The 25,721-nt window shown below is 65.8% G+C and carries 25 protein-coding genes and 1 tRNA gene; 13 read left to right on the plus strand and 13 right to left on the minus strand.

Translation table 11 applies throughout. The features are described from left to right. Nucleotide 1: 1 nt before the first annotated feature. From CMC5_RS02730 to CMC5_RS02750, 4 genes are all read right to left on the minus strand, one after another. On the minus strand, nucleotides 2-829 hold the full coding sequence (locus CMC5_RS02730; protein ID WP_218920222.1) for a hypothetical protein: 828 nt from the start codon (nucleotides 827-829) through the stop codon (nucleotides 2-4). 722 nt (nucleotides 830-1,551) lie between these two features. Further along, the gene (locus CMC5_RS02740) at nucleotides 1,552-2,196 is read right to left on the minus strand and encodes a hypothetical protein (protein WP_050428954.1); all 645 of its coding nucleotides are present in this window, start codon (nucleotides 2,194-2,196) and stop codon (nucleotides 1,552-1,554) included. Nucleotides 2,197-2,318: 122 nt separating this feature from the next. After that, nucleotides 2,319-2,870, minus strand: coding sequence for a cytochrome c-type biogenesis protein (locus tag CMC5_RS02745; RefSeq protein ID WP_050428955.1), 552 nt, complete (start codon nucleotides 2,868-2,870; stop codon nucleotides 2,319-2,321). Beyond that, entirely contained in the window at nucleotides 2,867-5,140 is a 2,274-nt protein-coding gene (locus tag CMC5_RS02750; protein ID WP_082362185.1) for a heme lyase CcmF/NrfE family subunit, read from the minus strand. Before CMC5_RS02750 ends, CMC5_RS02745 begins: the two co-directional genes overlap by 4 nt. 162 nt (nucleotides 5,141-5,302) lie before the next feature. On the opposite strand from CMC5_RS02750, the gene CMC5_RS02755 reads away from it, so the two are divergent. From CMC5_RS02755 to CMC5_RS02765, 3 genes are all read left to right on the plus strand, one after another. Further along, a complete protein-coding gene (locus CMC5_RS02755) occupies nucleotides 5,303-6,625 on the plus strand; it encodes a LeuA family protein (RefSeq protein ID WP_281180818.1) in 1,323 nt (440 codons plus the stop codon). An 87-nt stretch (nucleotides 6,626-6,712) separates the two neighbouring features. After that, nucleotides 6,713-7,912 (plus strand): acetyl-CoA C-acetyltransferase, encoded by a 1,200-nt coding sequence (locus tag CMC5_RS02760; protein ID WP_050428956.1) that lies wholly within the window; start codon nucleotides 6,713-6,715, stop codon nucleotides 7,910-7,912. Nucleotides 7,913-8,316: 404 nt separating this feature from the next. Further along, nucleotides 8,317-11,064: a carboxypeptidase regulatory-like domain-containing protein gene (locus tag CMC5_RS02765; RefSeq protein WP_156338090.1), complete on the plus strand. Its 2,748-nt coding sequence runs from the start codon at nucleotides 8,317-8,319 to the stop codon at nucleotides 11,062-11,064. 47 nt (nucleotides 11,065-11,111) lie between these two features. On the opposite strand, the gene CMC5_RS02770 is transcribed toward CMC5_RS02765, so the two are convergent. Beyond that, nucleotides 11,112-11,393 carry a hypothetical protein gene (locus CMC5_RS02770; RefSeq protein WP_245678253.1) on the minus strand — a complete coding sequence of 94 codons (282 nt, stop codon included), beginning with the start codon at nucleotides 11,391-11,393 and terminating at the stop codon, nucleotides 11,112-11,114. Nucleotides 11,394-11,786: 393 nt separating this feature from the next. Here CMC5_RS02770 and CMC5_RS02775 point away from each other — a divergent pair, with 393 nt between their 5' ends. Together CMC5_RS02775 and CMC5_RS02780 are read left to right on the plus strand one after the other, a co-directional pair. Continuing rightward, nucleotides 11,787-12,440 (plus strand): HAD family hydrolase, encoded by a 654-nt coding sequence (locus CMC5_RS02775; protein WP_245678254.1) that lies wholly within the window; start codon nucleotides 11,787-11,789, stop codon nucleotides 12,438-12,440. Further along, the gene (locus CMC5_RS02780; RefSeq protein WP_082362187.1) at nucleotides 12,437-13,759 is read left to right on the plus strand and encodes a hypothetical protein; all 1,323 of its coding nucleotides are present in this window, start codon (nucleotides 12,437-12,439) and stop codon (nucleotides 13,757-13,759) included. Before CMC5_RS02775 ends, CMC5_RS02780 begins: the two co-directional genes overlap by 4 nt. Nucleotides 13,760-13,843: 84 nt before the next feature. On the opposite strand, the gene CMC5_RS02785 is transcribed toward CMC5_RS02780, so the two are convergent. After that, nucleotides 13,844-14,236 (minus strand): acyl-CoA thioesterase, encoded by a 393-nt coding sequence (locus CMC5_RS02785; protein ID WP_063796198.1) that lies wholly within the window; start codon nucleotides 14,234-14,236, stop codon nucleotides 13,844-13,846. A gap of 175 nt (nucleotides 14,237-14,411) precedes the next feature. Here CMC5_RS02785 and hpt point away from each other — a divergent pair, with 175 nt between their 5' ends. Continuing rightward, a complete protein-coding gene (hpt, locus tag CMC5_RS02790) occupies nucleotides 14,412-14,939 on the plus strand; it encodes a hypoxanthine phosphoribosyltransferase (RefSeq protein WP_050428961.1) in 528 nt (175 codons plus the stop codon). After that, nucleotides 14,936-15,262: a tetratricopeptide repeat protein gene (locus CMC5_RS02795; RefSeq protein WP_050428962.1), complete on the plus strand. Its 327-nt coding sequence runs from the start codon at nucleotides 14,936-14,938 to the stop codon at nucleotides 15,260-15,262. The genes hpt and CMC5_RS02795 overlap by 4 nt, the downstream gene beginning before the upstream one ends. On the opposite strand, the gene CMC5_RS02800 is transcribed toward CMC5_RS02795, so the two are convergent. The 3 genes from CMC5_RS02800 to CMC5_RS02810 are packed head-to-tail and all read right to left on the minus strand — an operon-like array spanning nucleotide 15,259 to nucleotide 17,906. Next, complete coding sequence (locus CMC5_RS02800) at nucleotides 15,259-16,626, minus strand: replication-associated recombination protein A (protein ID WP_050435676.1); 1,368 nt, start codon at nucleotides 16,624-16,626, stop codon at nucleotides 15,259-15,261. The genes CMC5_RS02795 and CMC5_RS02800 overlap by 4 nt on opposite strands. Before the next feature lie 5 nt (nucleotides 16,627-16,631). Beyond that, nucleotides 16,632-17,174 carry a TlpA disulfide reductase family protein gene (locus tag CMC5_RS02805; RefSeq protein WP_050428963.1) on the minus strand — a complete coding sequence of 181 codons (543 nt, stop codon included), beginning with the start codon at nucleotides 17,172-17,174 and terminating at the stop codon, nucleotides 16,632-16,634. Between the two features lie 9 nt (nucleotides 17,175-17,183). Further along, a complete protein-coding gene (locus tag CMC5_RS02810) occupies nucleotides 17,184-17,906 on the minus strand; it encodes a YggS family pyridoxal phosphate-dependent enzyme (protein WP_245678255.1) in 723 nt (240 codons plus the stop codon). Between the two features lie 227 nt (nucleotides 17,907-18,133). On the opposite strand from CMC5_RS02810, the gene CMC5_RS43915 reads away from it, so the two are divergent. After that, nucleotides 18,134-18,421 (plus strand): hypothetical protein, encoded by a 288-nt coding sequence (locus tag CMC5_RS43915; RefSeq protein ID WP_218920223.1) that lies wholly within the window; start codon nucleotides 18,134-18,136, stop codon nucleotides 18,419-18,421. Nucleotides 18,422-18,466: 45 nt separating this feature from the next. After that, nucleotides 18,467-18,778: a hypothetical protein gene (locus CMC5_RS43920; protein WP_050428965.1), complete on the plus strand. Its 312-nt coding sequence runs from the start codon at nucleotides 18,467-18,469 to the stop codon at nucleotides 18,776-18,778. A gap of 33 nt (nucleotides 18,779-18,811) precedes the next feature. On the opposite strand, the gene CMC5_RS02825 is transcribed toward CMC5_RS43920, so the two are convergent. Next, entirely contained in the window at nucleotides 18,812-19,327 is a 516-nt protein-coding gene (locus CMC5_RS02825; protein WP_050428966.1) for a cyclic nucleotide-binding domain-containing protein, read from the minus strand. A gap of 10 nt (nucleotides 19,328-19,337) precedes the next feature. After that, nucleotides 19,338-19,796 (minus strand): GNAT family N-acetyltransferase, encoded by a 459-nt coding sequence (locus tag CMC5_RS02830; protein ID WP_050428967.1) that lies wholly within the window; start codon nucleotides 19,794-19,796, stop codon nucleotides 19,338-19,340. A gap of 75 nt (nucleotides 19,797-19,871) precedes the next feature. On the opposite strand from CMC5_RS02830, the gene rpe reads away from it, so the two are divergent. The 4 genes from rpe to CMC5_RS02850 all read left to right on the plus strand — a co-directional run bounded on the left by rpe (nucleotide 19,872) and on the right by CMC5_RS02850 (nucleotide 22,759). Then, a complete protein-coding gene (gene rpe / locus CMC5_RS02835; protein ID WP_050428968.1) occupies nucleotides 19,872-20,579 on the plus strand; it encodes a ribulose-phosphate 3-epimerase in 708 nt (235 codons plus the stop codon). Then, nucleotides 20,576-22,012 (plus strand): hypothetical protein, encoded by a 1,437-nt coding sequence (locus tag CMC5_RS02840; protein WP_050428969.1) that lies wholly within the window; start codon nucleotides 20,576-20,578, stop codon nucleotides 22,010-22,012. Before rpe ends, CMC5_RS02840 begins: the two co-directional genes overlap by 4 nt. Nucleotides 22,013-22,317: 305 nt before the next feature. Continuing rightward, nucleotides 22,318-22,545, plus strand: a complete 228-nt coding sequence (locus CMC5_RS02845) for an MbtH family protein (protein WP_050428970.1) — start codon at nucleotides 22,318-22,320, stop codon at nucleotides 22,543-22,545. 124 nt (nucleotides 22,546-22,669) lie between these two features. After that, nucleotides 22,670-22,759, plus strand: a tRNA-Ser gene (locus CMC5_RS02850). Between the two features lie 244 nt (nucleotides 22,760-23,003). Here the strand turns inward: CMC5_RS02850 and CMC5_RS02855 are convergent. Both CMC5_RS02855 and CMC5_RS02860 read right to left on the minus strand, forming a co-directional pair. Next, nucleotides 23,004-24,191, minus strand: coding sequence for a DNA sulfur modification protein DndB (locus tag CMC5_RS02855; RefSeq protein ID WP_050428971.1), 1,188 nt, complete (start codon nucleotides 24,189-24,191; stop codon nucleotides 23,004-23,006). 530 nt (nucleotides 24,192-24,721) lie between these two features. After that, complete coding sequence (locus CMC5_RS02860) at nucleotides 24,722-25,696, minus strand: glycoside hydrolase family protein (RefSeq protein ID WP_156338093.1); 975 nt, start codon at nucleotides 25,694-25,696, stop codon at nucleotides 24,722-24,724. Nucleotides 25,697-25,721 lie beyond the last annotated feature (25 nt).

The following is a 25,721-nucleotide window of genomic DNA, read 5'->3' on the forward strand; positions in this document are numbered from 1 at the left end:
TTCAGGCCGAGTCGCTGGTGCTTGACCGCCCTCGAAGGTTTTCTCGACGGCTGCTTCTGTTCCGCCTCGTATCTGTCTCTAGCTTGCTTGCGGGTTCACCAGTTGCAGGGAGAGTCGGATCGATACCTTCGGCCATCGATACGATTCGAGTGAGCGCTTCGAGCAGAGCACTTCGTACCCTTGAATAGGCTTTCGGTCCGATATCCTCGCGGTTGCGGGCCCGCTCCAGCTCCACGAATTCATTCAGAAGTGCGTCACGTGCATCCAGTAGATCCTGCCGAGTTCGTGGATCGAGGGCTGCGGGTCCGTCCTCTTTCCTCAAGAACACACCCAACGCTCCAAGTACGGCCACTGCAGCGAGACCTATCGCGATCCACCGACCGAACGGCGGCGTGGGGAGGCCAGTCAGGGCGATGGTCAGAGCCTTCAGCCCGCCACTCTGACGCTGAGCGCGCTGCTCCGTGAACAGCACCTTCATCCCGTTCTGAAGTTGCGTGCGCTGGGCCGCAGGAAACCCGGTGACCTCCAACCCCATGTTCTTCGACGCTTCAGCGATGACACGCGCCTGCGCGAGCCGGGGCGGCGTTTCGATGACGAGCGCCTGCCGCTCATTCTTGTCGAGCGGCACATTGTACCGAAAGCTGAGATCGTGCCGCCCCGGAGCGACGGTTCCCCGTAGAGCAATCCCGACCTGATGAATCTCATCGAGCCGAAGATCTGACGTGGGCTCCTCCTTGTTGAGGGCCTTGAACCCAGGCGGTAGTTTGATGGTGAAATCGGCGAGCCAGGCCGTCGAGTCGAGGTTTCCCAGCGTGATGGATTGCTCCACGACAATGGCATCCTCTCGGAGCGCAATGAAGATGGTCCCTTGTGACAGAACGAACACACGATCGAGTTCTGTGGTCGACTCGTAAGCGTGCACGATGGCGCGCTTGCCGACCTGATCGCCCAGCGCGAACGGAGAGGCGGAGAACGTGGCTGGTCCTCGCGTCGTGGAGACGCGATACGATACGCCAGAACCGATACTGAGCCCTTCGAACCGAGCGGAGCCGGTCGCGTCCCCTATTGCTGTCCGACGCTCCCGAGAATCACCGCGAGCGACAGAGCTGTGCAAGATATCGAGTCGGATAGGGGCATCCGGGATCGGACGGTCTTCTGCATCGCGAATGGAGACGACCAGACTCCCCTTTGGCAGTGCAGCATCTTCTTCAGCTCCATTGGGGAGAGGGACAAAGAAATCCTGCTCGCCCGTAGCTCCATGCACTCGACCCGTCGCTGGGACCGGCGGGTGTCCTGATGGCATCGCTGGTTCGGCCGGTGCTCCAGACACTGGCGGGTGTCCTGGCGGCAGTGAACTGGCGGCCGGTGTCGTTGCGCTACCCCCTGCATCCGCCCCCGCATCTGTGGTCGCGCGACCGCCGACAGCTGCCCCCGCATCGGCGGTCGCGGTGTGACCACTGCCTGTCGTCGAGCCCTGTGCGTACACGGCGAGGGGAGTGAGGCACCCCAGCACCAGGAGCGCCGCGACCTGCTCATAGCGTCGCATCTTGGTCAAGACGCCTCCTCAGGTGCTCGTTTCGTCTCATCTTGCTCGTCGACAGTCCTTGATTGAACTTCATCGTCCGTCTGCCGAGCACCACACTTCTTGCAAAAGATCGCGTCAGTGTCATTCAGCGCGGAGCATTGGAGGCAGGCCAGACCTTGTGGTGAGCCCGACAGGTCCTTCTCCTCAGGTTCGACCCCCGAAGTTTGCGGCTTTGCGTCGCCATCAAGTCCGGAACGGCGCAGATGCTGTGCAACCAGCGCTTCAACCTGCTCTCGCCTCGGTCTCGAGTCTTCATCGAGGATGCGCAACAGCCGCTTGGCGTCAGCACGGAACCTCGAGACGAGTTCGCGATAATCCTCTTCGCTGATCTTGCCGACGCTGCGTTCGAACTCGAGATCTTTGAGGGCCCGCAACACCGCCTGCTTTTGCTCTTCTTCAGCCCGCGGAGCGCCGATGGCGTAGGCATCGGCACCGCTGAGTGAGGTCTCACCGAGCAAGGTACGAAGGCTCGCCCAGAACAGCAGGATGACCCCGATCAACGCACCACTCGCGAGGACCAGCACGGCCAGCGGTGTTCCGACGAAGTAGCCGGTGAGGAGACAACCGCCAAATACGAAGATCGGATAAGCGATCTTCGCAACCTTCGTCACGTGGTCGTCCAGGGATGTTCTGCGCGGACGCGCGGATGTGGACGAGGCCGTGGGAGCGCGCTCGCTTTCCTCGACCGACTCGGTGTTGCGCGAAGCAGGGGCTGAAGCTTTTCTATTACGGCTCATTCTCTGTCGAGCTTTTCCAGCTCCTGGTCGAGCCGGTCGTCATATTCATCGCGCTTGCTTGCAGTAGACGTCCTCTCTCGTAGATTGCGTGCAGAGAGGTCTTCGTCGGCTCGGCGCCGCCAGCGTCTCAAGGTCACCACGAGAAGGGCCGCGCCAAGAGCCATGGCAAAGAGCGGGACCAGATACAGCATGCGGGAAGCGCCTTGGTTCCGTGGAACCGCGAGCGCTTGGGGACCGAACCGATCGACGTAGGCGTTCTGGATGTCTGAAATCGTCTTTCCGTCAGCCAGTTGAGCGCGGAGCTCGTCACGGATGGCATGTGCTGTACCGCAAGTACACGTGCCGAGTGTCTCGCGCGGGCAACCGCACATACAGAGAAGACTCCAGAACAGCTGTCGCTCATTCTCGTTCTCGATGCCGACCGTACCCCAGCGTGCCATCACCCCTTGACCATGTGCTGGCTCGGGAGACTGCAGCATCACCAGAAGCCCGAGCACCCCTGCGAGGATGAGGGCTACGGCCTGAAGAATTCTTCGTCGAGTGCTCATGGCGTTGCCGGTGCTTCCTCACCTACCGCTGCGTCGTTCTTCCGATCCAACACGGTCGGCCTCTCGAGCACCCTGTCAGGCTCGGGGAGGGGAACAGCCATCAGGCCTCGTCTCGTCGATTGCCATCGCTCGGCGCCCGGCGACCCGTCGTAGGCGAGGGCTGGACCCCCCGCGAGTAGCAGGCCGAATATCGCAGCCGCTCCCACCGAGGCCGCCGCTCGCACATAAGCAAATGCTCCAGCCTCCTCGAAGGTGACCTCGGGCCACATGGACACCAGCGCCCCGAGCACCAGGATGATCCCACCGACCCACATGAACGAGATCAGATTGTTCACATGGAGCTGAAACGAGGCGCGCTTGTCTTGAGGATTGGCCATGCCCAAGACGACATAGAGATCATTCCGGAGCGTGACATGAAGCGCAACTTCGCTCGATGGCATGTCGCCCGCCTTGTAGATGAACTTTGCAGGACTGATGCGGCCCACGGCTTTTCCATGACGCTCTACATCCAGATCAGCGAAGAGCATCCGCTTCTCTGTATCGACGTCCATCCTGGTCCCCTGGTACGTGAGCCTGTACTCCTCGATGGTCACCTGTTCACCGGGCCGAAGCGTGATCTCTTTGTCGACGCCCCAAGCACGACCCGCAAAGCCGACGAACATGACCGCAATGCCGACGTGGACGATGTAACCGCCGTAGCGTCGCCGTGATTTCGATACGAGGTTGTAAAGTGAGCCGAAGATCGTCTCACCACCGCGTCTCTGGCGTGCGGCGATACCGCGGGCGAATTCCTGTACGACGACGGTGACATTGAAGGCCGCGAAGGTGATCGTCAAAAATGGATACGTCGACGCCATGCTCGACAGAACCCGCCCCAGCGTACCGTCATAGATCGGATCGACAGGAACGAAGGCAGGAAAGCCGATACGGCCACCCAGCGCGACGTGAGCACCGGACACCAGCGCCATGACCAGGACCGGCCATCGGAAGCTCTTCCGGAACAGTTCTGGCGAGGTCTTCCGCCACCCGAGGAGGGGAGCGATCCCCATGAGAAGAAACACGGTGAGGGCGAGAGGAGGGATCCACGCATTGTAGAAGGTCGGGCCCAATGCCGACTTCTGATCGAGCAGCCACTCACTGATGCGTGGCCATACCGTCGCTGCAGCAATGAAGACCATGAGGCTGAAGAGGCCCCAGTTGTTGAGGAGGAAGGCGGTCTCGCGCGATAGAACCGACTCGAAGCGACCCTGACTCCGCAGCTCGGGAAGCCGATAGATGATCAAGGCTGCGCATGTCGCCAGGATGAGCGCCATGAAGTAAACGAAGAAGATCCCGATGCCGGACTGGGCAAAAGAGTGCACGCTGGCGATGAGGCCGGAGCGGGTGAGCCAGGTGCCGAAGATCGTGAGGAAGAACGTCATGCAGATCAACGAGACGTTCCACACCTTGAGCATCCCGCGGCGCTCCTGGATCATCGTGGAGTGCACGTACGCGCTCGCCGTCAACCACGGCAGGAACGCAGCATTCTCCACGGGATCCCATGCCCAGGGTCCTCCCCAGCCGAGCTCCTCATAGGCCCAGAGCATCCCGAGCACGTTGCCGATCGACAGGAAGAGCCACGAAAACAGCATCCATTTCCTGGTTGCGACAATCCACTCACTGTCGAGGCGTCCAGTCGCGAGCGCAGCGATGGCGAAGGCGAAGGGAATCGCCGCGCTGGTAAACCCGATGTAGAGGCTCGGGGGATGGATGATCATGTAAAAGTTGCGCAGCTGGAAGTTCAGCCCGTTTCCATCGACGGGTGCGCCAGCCACATTCGTGGAAAACGGATTGGCTGCGAAGATCATGAGAATCGCAAAGAACATGAGGATGCTCATGAGCGTTGCGATCACGTAGGGCTGTAGCTCCAGATAGCGGTGTCGGAGCCATGTGACGCAGCCCGCTGAAAACAGACCGGTCAGGAACAACCACCAGAGCAGTGAGCCGTCCTGGCCACCCCACAAGGCTGCAATCAGGTACGGCGTGCTCATCGAGCGATCGCTATACCGAGAGACATAAGAGAGCCGGAAATCATGGCTCACGAACGCGTAGGCGAGTACCAGGACGCCAAGGCCGATCAGCGTGACGGTCCCATACGCACCCAGGCGCGCGGCCTGCAGGAAACGAGGGCGTCCTCGGGCCGCTGCCAGCGCTACCGCGAAGGTGTACGCCGCCGCCACGAGGATGGCGTAGAGGACCCCAGTGCCGAACTCAGGTAGGGACTGCCACATGGAAGTGGGGGCAGCTTAGGCGCGGTTGGTGTTGGGGGCTAGCGGCAGCGCGTGTTGACGGTGCACGTCCGCCTGTGGCGATCCGAGAGGCCGCTCGGATGAGTGAAAGGCGGTCGCGGGAACAACCCTGCGGCGCGTCAATCAGCGCGCTGGCAGACAGCCATGATCGCGACCCATATCGGCACCAACTCCAGGCTCTCGAGAGCCCCGCTGTACTATACTGATCCTATGGGTCAGCAAGCCGAGAGCCTCCACGCCGACGACCTCATCTATGACTGGAACGAGGTGGGTCGAAAAGGACGCTTGATCCCCGCGGGCGTCACCTTCTTCGACGAGACGCTTCGAGACGGGCTTCAAAATCCCTCGGTCGCCGACCCGAACATCGAGTGCAAGCTCAAGCTGCTGCACCTCATGGCCAAGGTCGGCATCCATGTTGCTGACATCGGCTTGCCCGGGAGCTCGCCGCGCGCCTTTGCGGACGTGCTCCGGATGTGTCGAGAGATCTCGGACAACCGGCTACCGCTCCGCGTCGCATGCGCTGGGCGCACCGTGGCCTCCGACATCACGCCCATGATCGAGATCTCACAGCGCGCAGGTATGCCTGTCGAGGTGTACGCTTTCATCGGCTCGAGCCCGATCCGCCAGCTCGCCGAGCAGTGGGACGTGGACCTGATCGCGAAGCGAAGCGCGGAAGCGATCGATGTCGCGGTGAAGGGTGGGCTTCAGGTTGCCTACGTGACCGAGGATACGACGCGCTCTCGGCCCGAAGTGCTGGCGACCTTGTTCAAGATGGCCATCGATCACGGCGCATCACGCCTCTGCCTCTGTGACACCGTAGGTCATGCGACACCGGACGGCGTGAGGAACTTGATCAACTTCACCCGGGCCATCGTGTCTGGCTCCGGCGCTGATGTTGGTATCGACTGGCACGGCCACAACGATCGGGGCCTGGCCCTGGAGAACGCGCTCTGGGCCCTGGAATTCGGCGCCGACCGTGTGCATGGCACTGCGCTCGGCATCGGAGAGCGGGTGGGGAACGCAGCGATGGAGCTCATTCTTCTGAATTTGAAGCTCCTCGGGTTGCTCGAGCATCAGGATCTCACCTGTCTCCTCGACTACTGTGAGACGGCAGCAGAGGGCGTGGGCTGGGACATCCCCATCAACTATCCGCTGGTCGGGCGTGATGCCTTCCGGACCGCCACGGGTGTGCACGCTGCAGCCATCATCAAGGCCAAACAGAAAGGGGACGACTGGCTCGCGGACCGTATCTACTCGGGCGTCCCTGCGGGGATGTTCGGCCGCAAGCAGGAGATCTGCGTGGGGTACATGTCGGGCGCGTCGAACGTGAACTACTGGCTGAGACAGCGCGGTATCGAGCCCTCGAAGGAACTCTGCGACGCGATCCTTGCCAGGGCAAAAGCGTCCGATCACATCTTGAGTGACGACGAGATCCTCGCGGTCGTCACGCAGAGCGCCGGCAAGTGAGTCGACACTGAGCAGCCAGGCGTTGCGCCATCGGACGCAGCATCGCAAACTCCGCGCCCACCGCTCTTCGGAAGCGCAGGAGAAGACATGGCCAAGCTCAGCAAAGAAATCGTGATCGTCGGTGCGAAACGCACAGCCTTTGGAACGATGGGAGGTGCCCTGAAGGGGGTGACGGCCACCGATCTCGCTGTGCACGCGGCGAAGGCTGCCGTCTCTCAGAGCGGCGTGGCGGCTGGCGAGATCGGCCACGTGATCGTTGGCAACGTGATGCAGACCAGCGTCGACGCCATCTACTGTGCCCGTCATGTCGGCCTCAAGGCGGGGCTGCCCATCGAGGTCCCCGCGCTCACGGTGAACAGACTCTGTGGTTCTGGCTTCGAAGCGGTCGTTCTGGGCGCAGAGCGGCTGCTCCTCGGTGAGGCTGAAGCGGTGCTCGTGGGTGGTACCGAGAACATGTCTCAGGCGCCACACATCCTTCGAGGAGGCCGCGAAGGATACCCGTTCGGCAAAGCACCGGCGCTCGAGGACTCGCTCTGGAGCGCGCTCACCGACAGCTACTGCAACGCGCCGATGGGAATCACCGCCGAGAACCTCGCGACGAAGTACGGTGTGACCCGCGAGATGTGCGACGAGTACGCGCTTCGCAGCCAGAAACTGTGGGCGGCGGCGAACGAGGCGGGGGCTTTCAAGGACGAGATCACTCCCGTCGAACTACCCGGCAAGAAGGGCGCACCGCCGGTGCAGTTCGCGGTGGATGAGCATCCTCGTCCCCAGTCGTCGAAAGAGACGCTCGCGAAGCTGTCGCCTGTCTTCAAGAAGGACGGCGTGGTGACCGCAGGCAATGCGAGCGGCATCTGCGACGGAGCTGCGATGCTGGTGCTGACGACCGCGGACGTGGCGAAGGCCCGAGGACTCCAGCCTCTGGCGCGCGTGCTGCAGTGGGGCGTGGCCGGCGTCGAGCCTTCCCTCATGGGCATCGGCCCCGCCTACGCGATCCCGAAGGCTCTCGAGCGGGCTGGCCTCACCCTGGCGGACGTCGATGTCTTCGACATCAACGAGGCGTTTGCTCCGCAGTGGCTTGCGGTCCAGAAGCACCTGGAGCTGCCCATCGACAAGTGCAACGTGAATGGTGGCGCGATCGCCCTGGGCCACCCACTCGGCGCGTCGGGTGCGCGCATCACGGCTGACCTCGTGTACACCTTGCGCCGCAGCGGCAAGCGGATCGGGGTTGGGAGTGCTTGCATCGGTGGTGGTCAGGGGATCGCCATCGTCCTGGAGTCGCTCTAGAACGTCGAGCAGGACTGCACGGACCGGCTCAGAAGAGCTGCTTTTTCCCCGGTGCGAGCGTCAGCCGTGGAGCTGACCGCTTGCGCCGGCGCTGAGGAGGCGGTGAGCTATCTTCGAGGCTGGCGACAGGGGGCCTCCAAATACAGGGTACACAGTCCATCTCCGTGGCTGCTTCACCTTCCTCACCGTCGAAGACCGGGCGCGCCCTCCTGGACAGGGTGATCGTCAGGCTCGCCGCCCTGATCTGTCTCTTGGTCGTCACGACCCTTCAGGATGTGATCCTGATAGGACTGCCACTCGCCCCACTTCCTGCTCCTCCACTTCCGGAAGAGGTCAGCCTCCGAGACGCACACCTCATCGTCACGGTGAACGACGAACAAGGTCGTCCCGAAGCCGACACGAGCGTGAGAGTCTTCGCCATTCACGACGACCGTGCGTGGTTCGTCGGAGAGCAGCGTGCTGGCTCGGATGGCGTGACCCACTTCTCAGGGCTCCCGCGCGGTGAGGTCTGGGTGATGGCGTATGGCACGGCGCGTGCTCGTGCCTCGTCCCGTCTGATGCTCGATGCCGGCCCCCGAGCGATCGACCTCACTTTGTCTCCTGGCAAGGTGCTCGATGTGCTGGTCGTGGACGAGAGCGACCGTCCGATCGATGAGGCAGAGATCACGGTCACCACTGCGGAGCCATTGCCTTTCGTTGCGCTCACCAGGGAGGGCGGGCGAGCGCGCTTCGATCGGCTGGGTCCTGCTCCGTACGTCGTTCGCGCGACGGCGCCAGGCTTCGAGGAGACGACCCGCACAGGCATCATGCCTGGCCCGTTTCCTCTCCGGATCAAGCTCGACCGCCTTGGCTCTCTCACGGTGCGGGTCGTCGACGGATCAGGTCAGCCAGCGGAAGGCGCCGAGGTGCTCGCGGCGGGGACAGCGCTCTGGCCAGCGCGTCGCACGAGCACCGATGCCGCTGGCGAGGTGCACATCGCCGGCCTGCGAACGGGCGTGTACGATCTCAAAGCGCACCGCGGCGACGAGGTGAGTCCTACGGCCTTCGCCGTACCCGTCGAACAAGGGCACGGCAAGGTCGTGGAACTCGTCCTCACGAAGGGGCGTCGGGTGCGCATCCTCGTCACCGATGGCGATGCTCCGAATGCTCCGCCGGTCAAAGGGGCGAGCGTCGTCCTCGTAGAGAACGGGCTGTCTGCGTTTCCCCTCCACGGGCGCACGGGTGACGACGGAAGCCTCTCCTTGGGGCCGCTCACGGATGGTCCAGCGAGCGTCTCCGCATGGGCGCCTGGGTTCGTGCAGCGCAGCGCCGTTTCCCTGGGTGACACCGCGACGGAAGTGCGTGTTCCACTCCTGCGCGGTGCGGCGCTCGTCGGAGAAGTCGTCGACGACAGGGGTTATCCTGTCGCCGGTGCGACCATCGAGGTCATCGGAGCGGACCAGGACGGCATGCCCATCGATGAGACGATGGCCATGACCGAATTTCGTGAGGGTCACTTCGCGCGCTCTCTGCTGGGTCCAGCGCCGCTCATCCCGGTGGGTGAACTCGGGGTCATGGCAGGTCCGATACCGGACATCCCTCGTGGAGATTCGCCCATCCCCGTGTCCGTGGGCGTCGGAGACCCTGTCGCGCCTCCAGTGAATCGAGGTGGAGAGCCATGGGTCACGCGGCGCGACGGCGCGTTTCGCGCCGAACCCGTCACGCCAGGGCGAGTTCAGGCCATCGTCCGTCATCCCGATCATGTCGAGGCCATCAGCGAAGCGGTCACCCTCCGACCTGGCGGCGAGGCGCGCATACGCATCGTGCTGCGCCAGGGAGGGCTCCTCGAAGGCAGGGTGCTGGAAGAGGATCGCGCTCCAGTCGCCGGTGCGCGCATCGAGCTCGCGGCGACCCAGGGCGCGCTGGAGCGCGTGGCGTATGCCAAGGACGACGGCACCTTCGCGTTCGCTGCTGTTCCTGACGAGGTGCTCCTCTCGGTGGCTCGGCCTGACTCGCCCGGCGATGTCGTCGTGCGTGTCGTCGTCGCGGTCCCCGATCGTGCGCGCAAGCAGGTGGAGATCCTCCTCCCGCGACGGCGAGAAGCCGTGTCGATCCACGTCGACGACGATCGTGGCTATCCCCTCGATCGTGTCGAAGTGCGCGTCATCTCGCTCGACGTCGCGGTCCCGTTGAGGCGGACCCTGTTCACTGACGACGATGGGAACGCGGCTCTCCCTGACGCCGAAGGTTTGCCGCTACGGCTCACCCTCCTTCGACCTGGCAGCGCACCCCTCGTAGAGTCGACGGCGGGAGCCCGGAAGGAACTTCGTTTCGTCATGCATCGCGGCCTCCGCGCGACGGGTGAGGTGACGGGTGGAGGAGGGCGCGAGCGCCTCGAAGGTGCAGAGGTGACCGCGTACACGGCGGCCGGTGTACGTCGGACCCGCACGGACGATCAAGGCGCATACACCCTGACCGACCTCGCGCCCGGCAGGTTGCGCATCGTCGCTCGGCACGACGAGTACGCCCAGGCCGAGGCGCTCCTTTCGGTCGAAGGGGATCCTGATCGTCCTGCCGATCTCGGCGCCCTGGATCTCGTCGCGGCAGGCGAGGTCGAAGGGGAAGTGGTCGACCCGGAGGACGAACCCGTAGCGGGCGCACGTGTCGCTCGAGAGCGGGTGCCGAGCTACCTGCCCCTGGGTTCCCTGCCGCCCGGTGTCGTGACCACCGATCGCAACGGCCGCTTCACCTTGAAGGGGGTGCCCGAGGGGAACACGCTCGTCGAAGCGTACACCGCGGAGCTCGGACGAGGTGACGAGCTCGTCCCTGTGAGAGCAGGACAGACCACGACGCGGGTGAAGATCATCCTGCCCGGTGATCCTCCACGCCCGGAAGCAAAGGGAGCCGGCAGCGTGGCGCTCACGCTGGGCACGGCTCGAGGGGCGGTCGTCGCCTTGCTCGTGCCTCCAGGCGGCGAGGCGGAGCTGGCCGGCATCGAGCCGGGAGATCGCCTTGTCGCTGTGAATGGCAGGGAGGTGCGGTCGATCGATGAAGCGCGGCGCCGGCTGACGGGCCCGCTGTCGGAGGACGTCGTGATCCAGATCGACCGAGAGGGTGCCGGAGGGGCTACGCGCTGGATGACCCGGGTTCGGCGCGAACGGGTCCGGCGCTGAGGCCCTACCCGAGGTGACAGCTGTGTGGGGCCGAGGAAGAGGGCCGATCAGTTCTGGATCTTCGCCAGCACGATCTCCTGCCCACCACCGATGTTCCAGTGCAGCTTCTTGTCATCAGGCCCCATCTGGAACTCCGCTTCGTCGCGACTCCCCTCGGGTCTCAAAAAGGCGACCGTGAGCCGATCCCCCTCGGCCTTGGTGACCTTGAACGTCCCGTTCCGCGGGCTTTCAGCGGGGATGGTCACGGTGACCTTGCTCCCGCTGAAGTCGAGCGCCGTTCCGGTCACCCAGCCAGTGGCCCGGGTCACCTGATCGGAGGGAGCGTTCACGATCGACTCTCCAAGCCAGCGCCCCTGCAGTCGATCTCGAGGCGATTTTGAGCAGCCGGCGACGGCCGGGAGAGCGATGGCGAGCGCGAGAGCGGTCGAAACCCGAGTGCGCATGGGGACAACTCCAGTGGATTGTGTTCGGAAAATCGTACCCAAGCTGGAACGAAGGGCCAAACAAATGTAGGACAATCGAGCACATAGACCCACGCGAGGCAGCGCGGCAACTTCTGCCATCCGCTGGTTTCGCGCTACGGTCGCCTCGAACCCCCGACCCGAGCCCCCCTTCGCACCTTGAGCAACGAATTCAGCCACCTCCGACTCACCTCAGCGGACCGCACCCACTTGCTGGACGACATCGTCCGCCGATCCGCTGATCGAACCAACGGTCCTCCCGTGATCGTGTTCGATCTCGATGGCACCCTCATGGACAACCGCCCGCGGGTCGTCGCGATCCTGCACGAGCTCGCGGAAGAATGGCGACGCAATCACCCCGAAGCCGCGGCGCGCGTGGCGGATGCTCGCGCGGAGCACATCGGCTACGGCTTCCAGGAGAACCTGCGCCGCCTGGGTGTGCTCGACGAGGCCCTTCACGCGCATGGGTTCGAGTTCTGGAAGAGCCGCTTCTTTCAGGATCCTCACATCCGCCATGACATCGAGGTGCCCGGGGCCCGCGCGTTCGCATGCGCTTGCTACGAGGCTGGAGCCACCCTCGTCTACCTGACGGGGCGAGATCTGCCGAACATGGCCCTCGGATCGTTCGCGAGCCTGCGCGACCTCGGGTTTCCCATCGGCGTGGTCGGCACGGAGCTGGTCGTCAAGCCTGCGTTCGAGATCCCCGATCACGAGTTCAAGCGCAACGTCGCCCCTGCGCTGGCGCGGCTGGGGAGGGTCATTGCTGCCTTCGACAACGAAGCTGCCAACTGCAACCTCTTCGTCGAGCATCATGCCGCCAGCACGGTGGTCTTCCTCGACACGCAGTACGCACCGAACCCACCACAGCTCGAGGCTGCGGTGCGCGTCATCGATTCGTTCGAGCGCTCGACGTGACATCGAGGCAGATCGAGCGTGTCTTCCTCGGCACCCTGCTGCTCGCGGGGTGCGAGGCACCAGCGCCATCGACTGCCGGCTCACCCGAGGCGGGGACGAGCCCGAACGCCAGCATCCTCCCCGCCCCTCTGGCCAGTGAGACGCTGGACCCCATGGATGCGGGCGCGCCGTTCGACGCCTCCGATGCCGCCATACGCTCTCTCACTGCCGACGAGCGCCGCCGCCCCAGCGTGCCCGACGGGGGGGCGCCCCCACCAGTCCCTTTCACCCCGGATACCGCGCTTCCGGCTGAAGCGTCTTCCACCCGCGATCTCTCCGGCCTGACCCTGGAGGCCGCCTGGCGGTGGCGTGATGTCCCGCCCCCACCACGAGCCCCTGAAGTCGCCGCCGATGGGATCAAGGCGGCGCAGCGTCTCACGACGCTCTCCTGGTCGATCGACCTCAGCGAGACGGGCCGTTTGCGGATCCGCTTCACCTCTCGCGCCCTCCCGCTGCCTGGCGGCTCCGAGCTCCGCGCCCGCTCGGATCGCTACGGGGCCATCGTCCTCTGGCCGAATGCGACCGATTACCGGGTCATTCCGCCTGGCGCCTTGCGCACGACCCTCGGGGAGCGACGTGTCGACGTCACGCCACTCGCCACGGGCACGGTGACCCCGGACGGCGAGGGGCGGCGCCTCAACTTGCCCGTGCGCAAGCTGGAGATCAACTCTGGCCTCGGTTCCCTGCGGCTGGAGATGGCCCGCATCCCGGAAGCCGGTGAGGGAGGCGTTGTGCTCTGTCGTGCGCTCGTCGAGCTTGCGGGCATCGATCCCAGAACGTCGGAGTGTCAGCCGGGCGAGGTGCCGCTGCTGGCGTCTTACGCCTGGCACGACGGTGGCGGGGCGGCGCTCGAGGTGAACGCCATCGCCAAGCGGGTGGATCTCGCATCGAACGACATGCTCGTCCCGCCACCAGGCGCAAAGTGGAGCTCTTCGGGCTTGCCGACGGCGCCGGGTGGCGTGTTCCTCACGCGCGAAGAGATCGCCGCTTTCCGGTCAGCACCGCTCGATCTTCCTCCGCCGACAGCGATCGGTGCCCCTGGTGAAGGGTTCATCGCCGTCAACCAGCTGGACACCTTGCACTACCTGCTCCTCGATGGCGTCGCCGTCGTGGCCGTACCGCCTGTCAGCGAGCGCTACGTGATCGGCACGACGCGAGGTCGTTACCACGTGCAGTGGCGCACCTTCCTTGGCGAGTTCATCGGACCCGTGATCCAGACAGAGATGCCAGCCCGCCTCACGCTGGGTGATGTCGACGCGGGGGCTCCAGACGGCGGCTGATGGGTGCAGGTCAGCCCGTCTGGGCGCATCGAAGCCGACCCGTGCAAAACTCGCACTCTGGATCCCTCACGGAACAATCTCGGATCAGCGCGGCGTCTCCGGGCGCATGAACACCTCCCGGAGCGCATCGGGGAGACGTCGAAGCCCCAGCTCGTGGCTGACGGTCGCGAGCAACGTCTCCCCTTCACAGATCAGATCGCTGTCACGCAGGATCCGGTAAGTGAACCGGAGGGTCGCGCGCTTGATCTCGTGGCACGTCGTCTCCACGACGAGCTGCTCGTCGAAGCGCGCAGCTTTGCGGTAGCGCACCCGCGCCTCGACCACGGGCAGATGGATGCCCGCTTTGACGAAGTCATCATAGGAGACACCGCGGCGATGCAGCCAGTCGACCCGGCCTGCCTCGAAGTACGTCAGATAGCTCGCGTGATGAACGATCCCCATGAGATCGGTCTCGCAGAACCGAACGAGCAGCTGCATGCGAGAGGTACGGTGCTCGGGTGAGTCGATCGGTTCGTGCGCATTCATGCGGGCGCAAGCCTAGTCCAGCCGGGACCAGCCCGCTGCCCTCGTGGTTCCGTTCTCGGAGCTGGCCAACCTGATACGCCTGCGCGCCCCTCTAGGCGCCGACGCGCCGAGGTGTTAGCTCGCGCTCATGGTGAATACCAACGTCCGGACCCTGCTTTCAGCCGACGAGATTGCAGCCCGCACGCGCGAGCTGGGAGCCCAGATCACGAAGGAGTACGCAGGTCGGAGGCTGGTCCTCGTGTGCGTCCTCAAGGGCAGTTTCGTGTTCACCGCCGATCTCATGAGGCACATCGACCTGCCGCTCCGGGTCGAGTTCCTCGGCGTGCGCAGCTACGGTGAGGGCACGAGTTCGACCGGCGTCGTCCAGATCACCCAGGATCTCAACCAGCCCATCGAGGGCGATGACGTCCTCATCGTGGAGGACATCGTCGACACCGGCCTGACGATCTCTCATCTCCTCCAGCTCCTGCGCACGCGAATGCCCAGCAGCATCAAGGTCTGCTCTCTTCTCCACAAGCCGGCCCGCTCCCGCGTGGAGGTGCCGATCCACTTCCTCGGCTTCACCATCGAGGACAAGTTCGTCGTCGGCTATGGCCTCGACTGGGCCGAGCGCTACCGCAACCTGCCCTTCATCGGCGTGGTGGAGGCCCAGTGAGCAAGCGCCTTTTGATGCTGGAGAAGATGACCCAGGCAGGATCGAAGGACCCCTTCCACTGGTACGCGCTGGCGCTGGAGTACGCGGGTCAGGGACGCCAGGACGACGCGCTCGCGACGTTCGTGTCGCTCCGCGCTGCCGACGAGAACTATGTCCCCATGTACCTCATGTGCGGGACGATGCTCGCGAAGGCCGGCCGCCCCCTCGAAGCCGAAGAGTGGCTCACCCGGGGGATCGAGGTCGCCCAGCGCAAGGGTGACGCGCACGCCCTCTCCGAGCTGCGTGAGGCCCTGAGCGGGGTCCACGACATCACCGAGCACTAGCCAGAGCCACCTCCACGCAGGCGCGCGAGCCGCTCGGCCACGGATCGCTCGTAGCCTCGCCCGCTTGGCTCGTAGAACCGCTCCCCCGACAGCTCTTCCGGCAGGTACGTCTCCCCCTCGACCACCGCATCGGGCTCATCGTGCGCATACCGGTAGCCCTGGCCGTAGCCCTCCTTGCGCATCAGCGCGGTCACGGCGTTGCGTAGCTTCATCGGGACCGGGAGGGCTCCCTTGTCCTTCACCGCCGACTGCGCTGCCTGCCAGGCCACAGTGCAAGCGTTCGACTTGGGCGCGGTCGCCAGGTAGAGCGCCGCCTGGGCCATCGGGTACATCCCCTCCGGCATCCCCAGCCTTCGGAACGCAGCATCGGCGGCGACCGCGACCTCGAGCGCCTTCGGATCCGCGTTACCGACGTCCTCGCTCGCGAAGATGATCATCCGCCGCAGCAAGAAGAGAGGATCGTCTCCGGCCTCGACCATGCGCATCAACCAGTAGATCGCGGCGTCCGGATCCGACCCCCGCATCGATTTGATGAAGGCGCTGATCACGTTGTAGTGCTCCTCGCCGGACTTGTCGTAGAGCAGCGTCTTCTGCTCCGTCGTCCCTGCGACGAGGTCGCGGGTGATCCGTGACGTCCCCATCCGCGACGCCTCGTCTGCGACGATCTCCAGGGTCGTCAGCGCTCTCCGTGCGTCGCCCTGCGCCAGCGCAGCCACCGCGGAGAGCGCGTCCTCATCGGCCTCGACAGCGCCGTTCAGCCCCTCCGGAGCGCTCAGAGCGCGTCGGAGCAGCTCCACCAGCTGCTCGGCGCCGAGCGGCTGCAGACGGAACACCTTGCAGCGGGAGAGCAACGGCGCGTTCACCGCGAACGACGGATTCTCGGTCGTCGCGCCGATCAGCGTGATGGTCCCATCTTCGACGTGCGGCAAGAAAGCGTCCTGCTGTGCGCGGTTGAACCTGTGGATCTCGTCCACGAACAGGATCGTCCGCTTCCCCTCGTAGCCGCGCGCCTCTCTCGCCTCTTCCAGGATCCCCCGGAGTTCGGGCACCCCCCCGAGCACGGCGTTGAACGGCACGAACCGCGCCTTCGTCGCTCCTGCGACCACCCTGGCCAGGGTCGTCTTCCCCGAGCCGGGTGGCCCCCAGAGGATCATCGAGGGCACCCGGTCGGCCGCGATCGCGCGCGCGAGCAGCTTCCCCTCGCCGAGCAGGTGCTCCTGCCCGAGCATGTCTCCGAGCGCGTGGGGCCGCGAGCGCTCTGCCAGCGGCATCGTCGCCTTGAGCGCCGGATCCCGCTGCGCGGCAGCCTCGAACAGGGTTGGCCCTTGCCGCCCCGAGCCACCCCCGGATCGGCGCCCACGCATCGGATTCATTGCAGCACCGGCCTTCGCCCCTCCGACAGCAGCACCTCCACGGCACGCCGCGCGAGGCCCGGATCATCTCCCACCCAGCGCACCCTGCCGTTCGCGTCGATCACGAAGGTGAGCGGGAGCTGCGAGACCCCGTAGTCGCTGGCGATGCGCCGGGAAGGATCCATCACGATCGGGAACGACGTCCTCAGCCGCTGCGCCATCCGCACTGCGGCCCCCTCCGACTCGTCGACGCTCACCCCGATCACCATCACCCCGTCCACCTGCCGCTCGCGAAAGAGCATCTCCAGGGCGGGCATGGTCACGTTGCACGCGGCGCACCACGAAGCCCAGAAGTCCACGACCGTCACCCGCGTCAGGTAGTCGCCGGGCACGCCGACCGTCCGGATCCCGCTCCCCTCCCCCTCGAACGCGGGCGCTTCGACGCCCATCAACGGGTGCCTCGCCGACGGAGGCATCCGCGGCGCGCCACACCCGCACAGCTGGAGCGCGCCGACCGCCGTCAGAGCCACGAGCGCGCGCCGTGTCAGCCGATCCTCCATGCGTCGACCCTACTGCACCCCTTGGGCGCGCGACCCGAAGATCGCCGTCCCCACCCGCACCCAGGTTGCCCCTTCGGCGATCGCCACCTCGAAGTCGTGCGACATCCCCATCGACAGCTCTGGCAGCTCCACCTCGCCGCCGTGCTCGTCGCGCAATGCCCGGAGCGCGGCGAAGTACGGACGCACGGCTCCGGGGTCGTCCAGGTAAGGAGCGATGGTCATCAGCCCGATCGGCCGGAGGTTCGCGCACGCGCGCGTCGCGTCGAGCAGTCGTCCCACCTCCGCGGGGGTACATCCGCCCTTCGCGGCTTCCCCGCCGACGTTCACCTCGACCAGCACCCGCAGCACGCGCCCGAGCGATGCCGCGCGGCGATCCAGCTCGACGGCGAGTTCTGCCCGATCGAGCGCGTGCACCACCTCTGCCACCTGGGTGACGACCTTCGCCTTGTTGCGCTGCAACCGCCCGATCGCGTGCCACACGATCCGCGGCAGATCGCCCAGCGCTTGCGCCTTGTCGCTCAGCTCCTGCGCGTAGTTCTCGCCGAAGTCGAGCTGACCTGCGCCATGCGCGATCCGGATCGCCTCCGCCGGTTTGCCCTTGGAGACCGCGATCAGCTTCACCGAGCCCGGCGCTCGACCTGCTTGACGCGCAGCCTCCGCGATCCGCCTGCGCACCTCGTCGAGCCGTGTGGCGATGCCCACCAGCTCGTTCGCACCATCGACAGAAATCACGGCGCACCATACCGCGCCGCCCGGGACAGGGCGACTCACCCACCAAGGCAGCCGGATCAGGGTGCGCTCCCCCCCATGCCAGTTTGTGCCGAGCCAGGAACGACGACCATCTTCGAAGGCCGGATTTCTCCCCCTGGACGCCAGGCATGGGCTTTGCCATGGCACACGGTGCCATGCGGACCCCCTCGAAACGCCTCCTGGTGTCTGCGGTGCTAGCCGGCGCTGCGATGGTCGGTTGCATCTTCAATCCTCAACCCGAACCTCCGGCCATCGATCATGACCTGGGTGCAGGTGCGAACGATCCCGAAGGCGGGACGACGGGTGAAGGAGCGGGCGGTGCGGGGGGCAGCCTGGATGGCTCCGGAGGCCGCGGGGGAATGGGCGGCACCGGCGGCGAAGGTGGCACAGGTGGCGAAGGTGGCGCTGGCGGTGACGCTGGCGCTGGTGGTGAAGGCGGCGGCGACGGTGGCGCTGGTGGTGAAGGCGACGCGGTCGGCTCCAGCGGAGCGCAGTGAAGGTGGGCGAAGCCAACCGCGACTGCCGGTAAGATGGAGGTACCCGTGCGCACGATACTCATCTCTTTCGCCAGCGCTCTGCTCCTGATCGCGTGTGTCTTCAACCCGCAGCCCGAGCCGCCGGCGAACACCGAAGCGACCAATGGCGCCGGCGGAGCGACATCCACCTCCACCGGGACCTCCTTGCCGAGCGACGGCTCGGGCGGGGGTGGCGCCGATAGCGGAGGTGGTGGTGCCGGCGGCGCTGGTGGCAGAGGGGGTGAAGGTGGCGCTGGCGGTGACGCTGGCGCTGGTGGTGAGGGAGGCGCCGGCGGTGAAGGTGGCGCTGGCGGCGATGGTGGTGCTGGGGGCAGCTGACGAGCTGCCCGGTGAAGCTGCTGAGCGCCCGCGTCAGGTGCGGCGTGGCGGCGAGCGCGGTCTCATGTACTCGTCGAGCATGTTGGCGACGAAGTCCGCGAGGAGCCCGTCCGCCACCCGCAGCCGCCGTGACATCTCTCGCGCGATGTTGAGCACGAGGAGCGCGTACGCCTTGAGGTCGCGGCGATAGAGCGCGTCGAGATCCTGGGCGCTGAGCCGAAGCACCCGTGAAGGAGCGATGGCCTGCACCGTGGCGGAGCGGGGCATCACGTCGAGGATCGACATCTCCCCGAACCAATCGTTCGGTCCGAGCACGGCCATCCGCGCCTCGAGGTTGCGCTTGGAGCGCTTCAGCACCTCGATTTCTCCGTCGAGCAGCACGAACATGTCTCGCCCGCTCTCCCCTTCGCGGAAAATCACGTGCCCCGGCTCGAGATCCTGCACCTCCAGCGAGCTGGCGAGGAGGCGGAGCACCTCGTCCGTGAGCCCACCGAAGAGGCCAATCTCGCGTAGCCGAGAGGCTAGATCAGGTTCCTGGATTGCGGGCATGCGGCCGATCCTAGCTCGCCTTCTCAGCGCTTGGGGCGAGGTCCTTGGTGAACACGATGCGCGGTCGCCCGGGGCCGGCGTAGTCCGCCACCTCGTCGGCGGACCACCCGAGCGCGGCGTGGAACCGCACTGAACCCTCGTTGCCGAGCGTGGTGATGGCCTTCATTGCCAGGCATCCCTCGCGCTGGCAGTCCTCCTCGAACGAGACGTAGAGCAGCTTGCCCACACCCCGGCGGCGGTAGCCCGGGTGGATCCCCACCAGGTGGACGTAGCCCACCGGCTCCTCGGGGCAGCGGAAACCGAGCAGGAACCCGACCATCTGCCCATCCGCCTCGACCACCCGCGCCAGCCTGCCGAGCTGATGGAAAAACATCGGATGAGCCAGCGCGCTGGTAGGACCGCCCCACCAGTGGTCGATCACGCGGACGATCTGTTCATAATCCAGCCTGGTCATCGGGCGTGTTTTCATCCAGCTCCCTGTCCTCCGATCAGCCTAGTACACCCTCCCCTGGCCGCGGAAGGCGCCCCCTGCTAGCCGTAGCGCGTGAGCCCTCCGAAGGTCCTGATCGCCCCGTCGATCCTGTCCGCTGATTTCGGTCGCCTCGCCGAGGAGGTGCGTGCCGTCGAGGCCGCCGGCGCCGACTGGATCCACGTCGACGTGATGGATGGTCGCTTCGTCCCCAACATCACCCTGGGGCCGGTCATCGTACGCGCCGTGCGCGCCGCCACCCGACTGCCGGTCGACGTGCACCTCATGATCGTCGAGCCCGAGCGCTACGTCGCCGATTTCGCCGACGCGGGCGCCGACCGGATCACCGTCCATGTCGAGGCGTCGACGCACCTGCACCGCACCGTCCAGCAGATCCGAGCCGCCGGCGCGCTCCCGGGCGTCACCCTCAACCCCCACACCTCCGAGGAGAGCCTTCGCTACATCCTCCCGGACGTCGATCTGGTCCTGGTCATGAGCGTCAACCCTGGTTTCGGAGGCCAGCGCTTCATCCCGGGCGCGCTCGACAAACTCCGCGCCCTGCGTTCCATGATCGACGCCACGGGCCGTGACATCGCCCTCGAGGTCGACGGCGGCGTCACCGCGGAGACGGCCCCCGACGTCATCGCCGCTGGCGCCCGGGTCCTCGTCGCCGGCTCCGCGGTCTTCGGCGCCGCCCGACCTGGCGTCACCGAAGACGAGCGCATCGCCAGCTACACGGACGCCATCCGCGCCCTGCGACCCCGCGCCGACGAGGCCTCGTGAGACGACCTGCCCCCGCGCTCGCCCTCGCCCTCTTCGCCACCGCCTGTGGTGGACCCACCTCCCCGACGACGACCCCCACGGCGCCCTCGTCCACGACTCCCCTCGTCGTCGCGTCCCCTGACGACCCCTCGTCGGAGGGTGTTGACGCTACGGCGTCCGAGACCGGCGCCGCGAACGCCGCCGCCCAGCAAGAGGTGCAGCGCATGCTCGCCATCGTCGCCCGGGCGCGTGGACTCCCGGTCCGACGCCTCGTCCCTGGCCGGGTCCTCGACCGCCCGGGCATCCTTGCGCGCATCCGCGAGCACGTCGCCCGCGAGATCCCTCCCGGCGTGCTCGGCTACCAGGGTGAAATCCTCGCTGCCCTCGAGATCATCCCCGCCGACTACGACTACCTGGCGGGCACCTACCGACTCATTCAAGGCCGCATCGCCGGCTTCTACGAGCCCGCCGACGCCTCCATGTACCTCGTCGACGATCTCGACGACGCCGAGGCGAAGGAGACGCTCGCCCACGAGCTCGTCCACGCCCTCCAGGACCAGAGCTACGACCTCGCCAAGCTCCTCCAGTACCGCCCTGGCGACAGCGACCGGCTCACGGCCGTCCACGCGCTCATCGAGGGCGACGCCACGAGCGCCATGCTCGACGTGGTGGCCGGCTCCGCGTTCGCCATCGACGAGGCCGTCCTCCGCAAGCTCGTCGCCGTCTCCACCGCGATGTCGACCGTGGGCGACACCCCGCGCGCGCTCCAGGAGTCGCTCGCCGTCCCCTACACCGACGGTTTCGCCTTCGTGCAGCGCCTTCGTCGAAAGGGCGGCTGGCCCGCCGTCGACGCCATCTGGCGTGCGCTCCCGGAGAGCACCGAGCAGCTCCTGCATCCCGAGAAGCTCGCCGCGCGCGAGCCGCCCATCCACGTCCCGGTCCCCCCCGTCGACCCGCTGGGGGCCGATTTTCTCCCCGTGTTCGACGACGTCATGGGCGAGCAAGCCCTGCGCATCACCTTCGAGGAGTACGTTCACCGCGACACCGCGGCGACCGCTGCCGCTGGCTGGGGCGGCGACCGCCTCGTGCTCGCGCGCCGCGCTTCCACCGAGGCCCCCGGCAGGACGGAGTACGCCCTCGCCTGGCGCCTGCGCTTCGACACCCCCGGCGACGCCGCGGAAGCGAGCCGCGTCCTCACCGCGCGCTTCGGCCGCACATGCCGCATGCGCCCTGATCTCGGCCCGATCTCCTGGGCTCACCAGGGCGCCGACATCGCCCTCGTCGCCGGCCCGTACGAGCGTGCCGCTGCAGCGACGCCTGCGCCCCCACCACCCGCCCTCGTCGACGACGACAGCCCCACGAGCCCCGCTCCCGCCGCGCGCGCGACCGGCAGCTGCGCTCGAGCGAAGACCTGGCTCGACAAGGTGCTCAAGACGCCGCTCGCCGGGCCCTGAGTCATCGGCGCGAGCATCACGAGGGCGCCGCGGTGCGAGCGTCAGCGCGATCACTGGGCGCCCGTGTCGACACGGTGGATCCAGCGTGGGCGCGCGCCATCGTCAGCGACGAACGCGCCGCACCTCATCGCGCCTCGCCATGCGCTGATCGTGGAGAGGGCGAGCGTCGTGGGCCTCCTCGCCGTTCAGGCCGCGTGGTACAACCTGGGGCAGGTAGAAAGTGCAGCCCTCGTGCATGCTTCGGGGCGCTGTGCTCATCCCGCCCGCGCTGCCGTCGCCGTACGGGCCACCCAGGGAGGCACGACATGAGCATCCTCGACGACGAAACCGCCATCTTCAACGTGGTGGTGAACCACGAAGAGCAGTACTCGATCTGGCCCGCCGACCGCGAGATCCCGCTCGGCTGGAAGACGGTCGGCAAGACCGGTCCCAAGAAGGAGTGCCTGGCCTACATCGAGGAGGTGTGGACCGACATGCGGCCCCTCAGCCTCCGCAAGAAGATGGAAGAGGCCGCGAAACAAGGCGGGAGCTGATCCCCGCCGCGCTGCTCGACCCATCCTCCCCGAGGACCTCGGGCGCGTCGGGACACGGGTGGGTCGGCACCAGCGTTGACAGGCGCCACGGAAAAAGGCACGAACCACCGCCACGTCATCTCCTGGAGGAGTGGCCGAGTGGTCGAAGGCAGCGGTTTTGAAAACCGCCGTTGGGGTAACTCAACCAGGGGTTCGAATCCCTTCTCCTCCGCCAGTTTTCGAAGATCCCGCGAGGCTGGGCGAAGAGCTGAGCGAACAGGTGGGTCCTGTGGATTTGGGTGGGGACGCTGAGTCTCGGCACGTTGAGCGAGGGTGTTAGGAACATCTGACCTTGCTCCCGTGGAGTCTGGCGTCCGAACGCCCGCTTTGCGTGTCGAATCGGGTCGAGAAGGTTGACTTTGGGACAATCTCCACGCGGAGTTCGGCATCCCACCTGCTGTCAGGCTCGTGTTCAGCCGTTACTCTGCAGCCATTGCGGACGCGCCACGTACCTGGCGACCTTCGGGAGACGCCGGGTCGATTAGGGCCTTGTAGATAGTGTAGCCCACCTCTTTGGGTCCCCCGACGGTAATGTCACCCTTTTTGCCGACCTTACCGGCGATGTTGAACCAGGCAGGGCCACGCTCCCAAATCACGCCGCGCAGCTTATTCACGAGTTCCTCACGCTTGATGAGGCGGCCTTCCTCGTCGTTGGCAAACGAGAGCAGGTCGTGCCCCATCGCGCCCAGTGCGGCGAGTACCGCACCCGTCGCCATGATGCCGTGCTGCTTATCTTCCAACTCCTTCGAGTAGATCTGACTGAGCAGCGAGAACCACTCGATGGCCACCTTCTGCACGTTGGCCACTTGCAAAGGCTGTAGGTCGAGAGGCTGCGCGCCACGCTGTACCCCCTTGATGCCCTCCGCCAGCGTGAGCACTCCGTTTCGCATTGCCGTGATTGTCACGAGGTCGGACGAATTCTTCCCAACCTGCCGCGAAGCCGTGTTGATGCGCCCAGTGAAGAGCGGAATCTGCTTCTCAAGCACGCGGACGATGCGCATCGCAGGGTCTTTCGTGTTCATTGCGAGGGCCACGCCAGCATTCGGTGTTACTCCGCGCACGTTCAAGTCGTAGAAAGCGTTGCGAGCCCATTCCGCCGAGCGGCCGTGACAAATCTTGATGGTGACGATCGTGTCTGCCATCTCTGGACGGCGCTCAAGGGCCACGTAGCGTGCAGCGAGCTGGGTCTCACCATCGATGGCAATCAACCGCAGGCTGTAGGGGACGGCGACCTGACCAAGTGGCGCCTGTGGGAAGCGCTGGACACGAAGCGGGGTCGCAGTCCACAGGATGACCTCCGGCACCGCGCCATCCTCACCGTCTAGCAGCGTGCTTTCGAGGTACTCGCTGTAAGGCTGCACGTTGCTCGCCTTCGCTGACGATTTGGAACCGAATAGTCGCTGCACTTCACGCCGCTTCTCATAGAGTGCGGCGAGCTCAGCGCTTTTAGCCCGCAGCTTCGGGTTCTCGCTCTCACGCGGATCGAGAGTGAGCAGCATGAGCTGCCCCTGCGTGATAGCGGCTACGAGTGTATGCTCATCGGCAATAGCGCCCAGGACCAGCTGACCGTTGTGAGACGTGAGAGTATTCTGGATATCCGTTTCCATCGCTCTCGCCCTTCGCTTGCTCAAGAGATGGACCCGCCTTGGCTGCACTTGCAGCCGTTGCGCCTTCGGGGGCCATCGGTTCAACGCCTGGGTCGCTGGAACGACCCAGGCGTTTTCATCTGAGTCGGTATTCACTATTTGCTTCACTCGAGTCAATAAATAAGGACACAAATGAGAACTCAGGTTGGTATTTTGTCAGATCCAGGAAAACTTAGTTTGATCCTGTTCATTGGCTCAGTATCCAACTGGGCATCAGGACCGATTCGACGGTACGCACTGCCACAACACGGCTGATAGGGGTACTGCTGTGGTGATCTGCCCGCCACGGTCAGCGACGTGCGCGAATTCTAGGGGCCAATGCTTGACGCGCAGGAGGTTGCGCATGGCGGCATCCCATCGTTGGAACCGACACCACCACCTATGCGTGCTCGCAGGTTACGGACTCACGTGTGTGCGTCACATCGGCTGGGCGGGAATATGGTCGTTGCGATTTGATTCCGCCGCCCAACAGCGAATGAGCCAGCAGTCCGTCACTCGCAAGGCGTCTGAGGAGCGGCCACGTACGCTCGGCCGAGTTCCGTCAGCACCCCGTCGCTTCCCAGGAGGCTCGCGTTCGCCACGTTGTCGGCGCGACCAGAGAACCACGCATACCGAGCGATGCGCGGCTCGTTCTCCAGGTACGCGAGCGCGTCGACCAGGAACGCCTCTTGTTCGGCGAGTGAACCGGCGTTGTCACAGGCGAACTCGGTCAGCCAGATCGGCTGGTCGAACCGCGCCTTGTAGCGCTCGATCTGATCGATGAGCCACCGCGCCTTGTTGGTCCCGTCGCCCTGGCACGCCGTGTAGATGTGGACGCCGATGGCGTCGACGCGGCACCCCGCACACGCCGCGAAGAAATCGTCCAGGTATGTGAAGGGATCCGTCTCCTGGCACGATCCGCCGCAGTAGTTCACGGCGGGCGACACCAGCTCGAGCCCCCGCGCACTGGCGATCGCCTCCACGTGAGGCCAGAGGGCTGCGGCCTCGGACGCCGACAGGTTGGCCTGCTCCCCGAAGTTCGGCTCGTTGAACCCGAGAAGAAAGCGCACCCCTCCGGGCATCTCGTCCGCGATCTGCGTGGCACGCGCCGCGTCGAGGCCACCCCCGCCCCACACCATCGGCACGTACTCGACCCCGATCGTCGTGTAGGCGTCGGGTCGAACGCCCTCGTCTGGCACGTGCGTCCAGTTGTACCACCACGACACCGCGGGCGAGAGCGCCAGCATGTCCGCCTGCGAGTGGTAGCCGTACGCGACGCCGCGCTTGCACCCCGTGGGCTGGCTACTCGGCGGCCCACCGCCCATCGCGCCAGCGCCACCGTCCCCGCTCCCGCTCGTCGACGCGCCGGACCCACCACTCCCCGTGCTCGACATGGGTGACCCATTGCTGGAGCTGCACGCGGCGAGCGAGATGAGTCCAGCCATCACCACGCCCACCCACCCTCTCGTCTTCGTCTCGTGGATCATGAGTTCACAAGCCTCCGCGTGGGTG

The organism is Chondromyces crocatus, from assembly GCF_001189295.1.
Taxonomy (GTDB): domain Bacteria; phylum Myxococcota_A; class Polyangia; order Polyangiales; family Polyangiaceae; genus Chondromyces; species Chondromyces crocatus.

Excerpts from the sequence above, each read along its gene's own strand:
- CMC5_RS02745 (WP_050428955.1), bottom strand. The coding sequence starts at position 2,870 with ATGAGCACTCGACGAAGAATTCTTCAGGCCGTAGCCCTCATCCTCGCA.
- CMC5_RS02750 (WP_082362185.1), bottom strand. The coding sequence starts at position 5,140 with ATGTGGCAGTCCCTACCTGAGTTCGGCACTGGGGTCCTCTACGCCATC.
- CMC5_RS02755 (WP_281180818.1), top strand. The coding sequence starts at position 5,303 with ATGATCGCGACCCATATCGGCACCAACTCCAGGCTCTCGAGAGCCCCG.
- CMC5_RS02760 (WP_050428956.1), top strand. The coding sequence starts at position 6,713 with ATGGCCAAGCTCAGCAAAGAAATCGTGATCGTCGGTGCGAAACGCACA.
- CMC5_RS02785 (WP_063796198.1), bottom strand. The coding sequence starts at position 14,236 with ATGCAGCTGCTCGTTCGGTTCTGCGAGACCGATCTCATGGGGATCGTT.
- hpt (WP_050428961.1), top strand. The coding sequence starts at position 14,412 with ATGGTGAATACCAACGTCCGGACCCTGCTTTCAGCCGACGAGATTGCA.
- CMC5_RS02800 (WP_050435676.1), bottom strand. The coding sequence starts at position 16,626 with ATGCGTGGGCGCCGATCCGGGGGTGGCTCGGGGCGGCAAGGGCCAACC.
- CMC5_RS02805 (WP_050428963.1), bottom strand. The coding sequence starts at position 17,174 with ATGGAGGATCGGCTGACACGGCGCGCGCTCGTGGCTCTGACGGCGGTC.
- CMC5_RS43915 (WP_218920223.1), top strand. The coding sequence starts at position 18,134 with ATGGTCGGTTGCATCTTCAATCCTCAACCCGAACCTCCGGCCATCGAT.
- CMC5_RS02825 (WP_050428966.1), bottom strand. The coding sequence starts at position 19,327 with ATGCCCGCAATCCAGGAACCTGATCTAGCCTCTCGGCTACGCGAGATT.
- CMC5_RS02830 (WP_050428967.1), bottom strand. The coding sequence starts at position 19,796 with ATGAAAACACGCCCGATGACCAGGCTGGATTATGAACAGATCGTCCGC.
- CMC5_RS02845 (WP_050428970.1), top strand. The coding sequence starts at position 22,318 with ATGAGCATCCTCGACGACGAAACCGCCATCTTCAACGTGGTGGTGAAC.
- CMC5_RS02855 (WP_050428971.1), bottom strand. The coding sequence starts at position 24,191 with ATGGAAACGGATATCCAGAATACTCTCACGTCTCACAACGGTCAGCTG.
- CMC5_RS02860 (WP_156338093.1), bottom strand. The coding sequence starts at position 25,696 with ATGATCCACGAGACGAAGACGAGAGGGTGGGTGGGCGTGGTGATGGCT.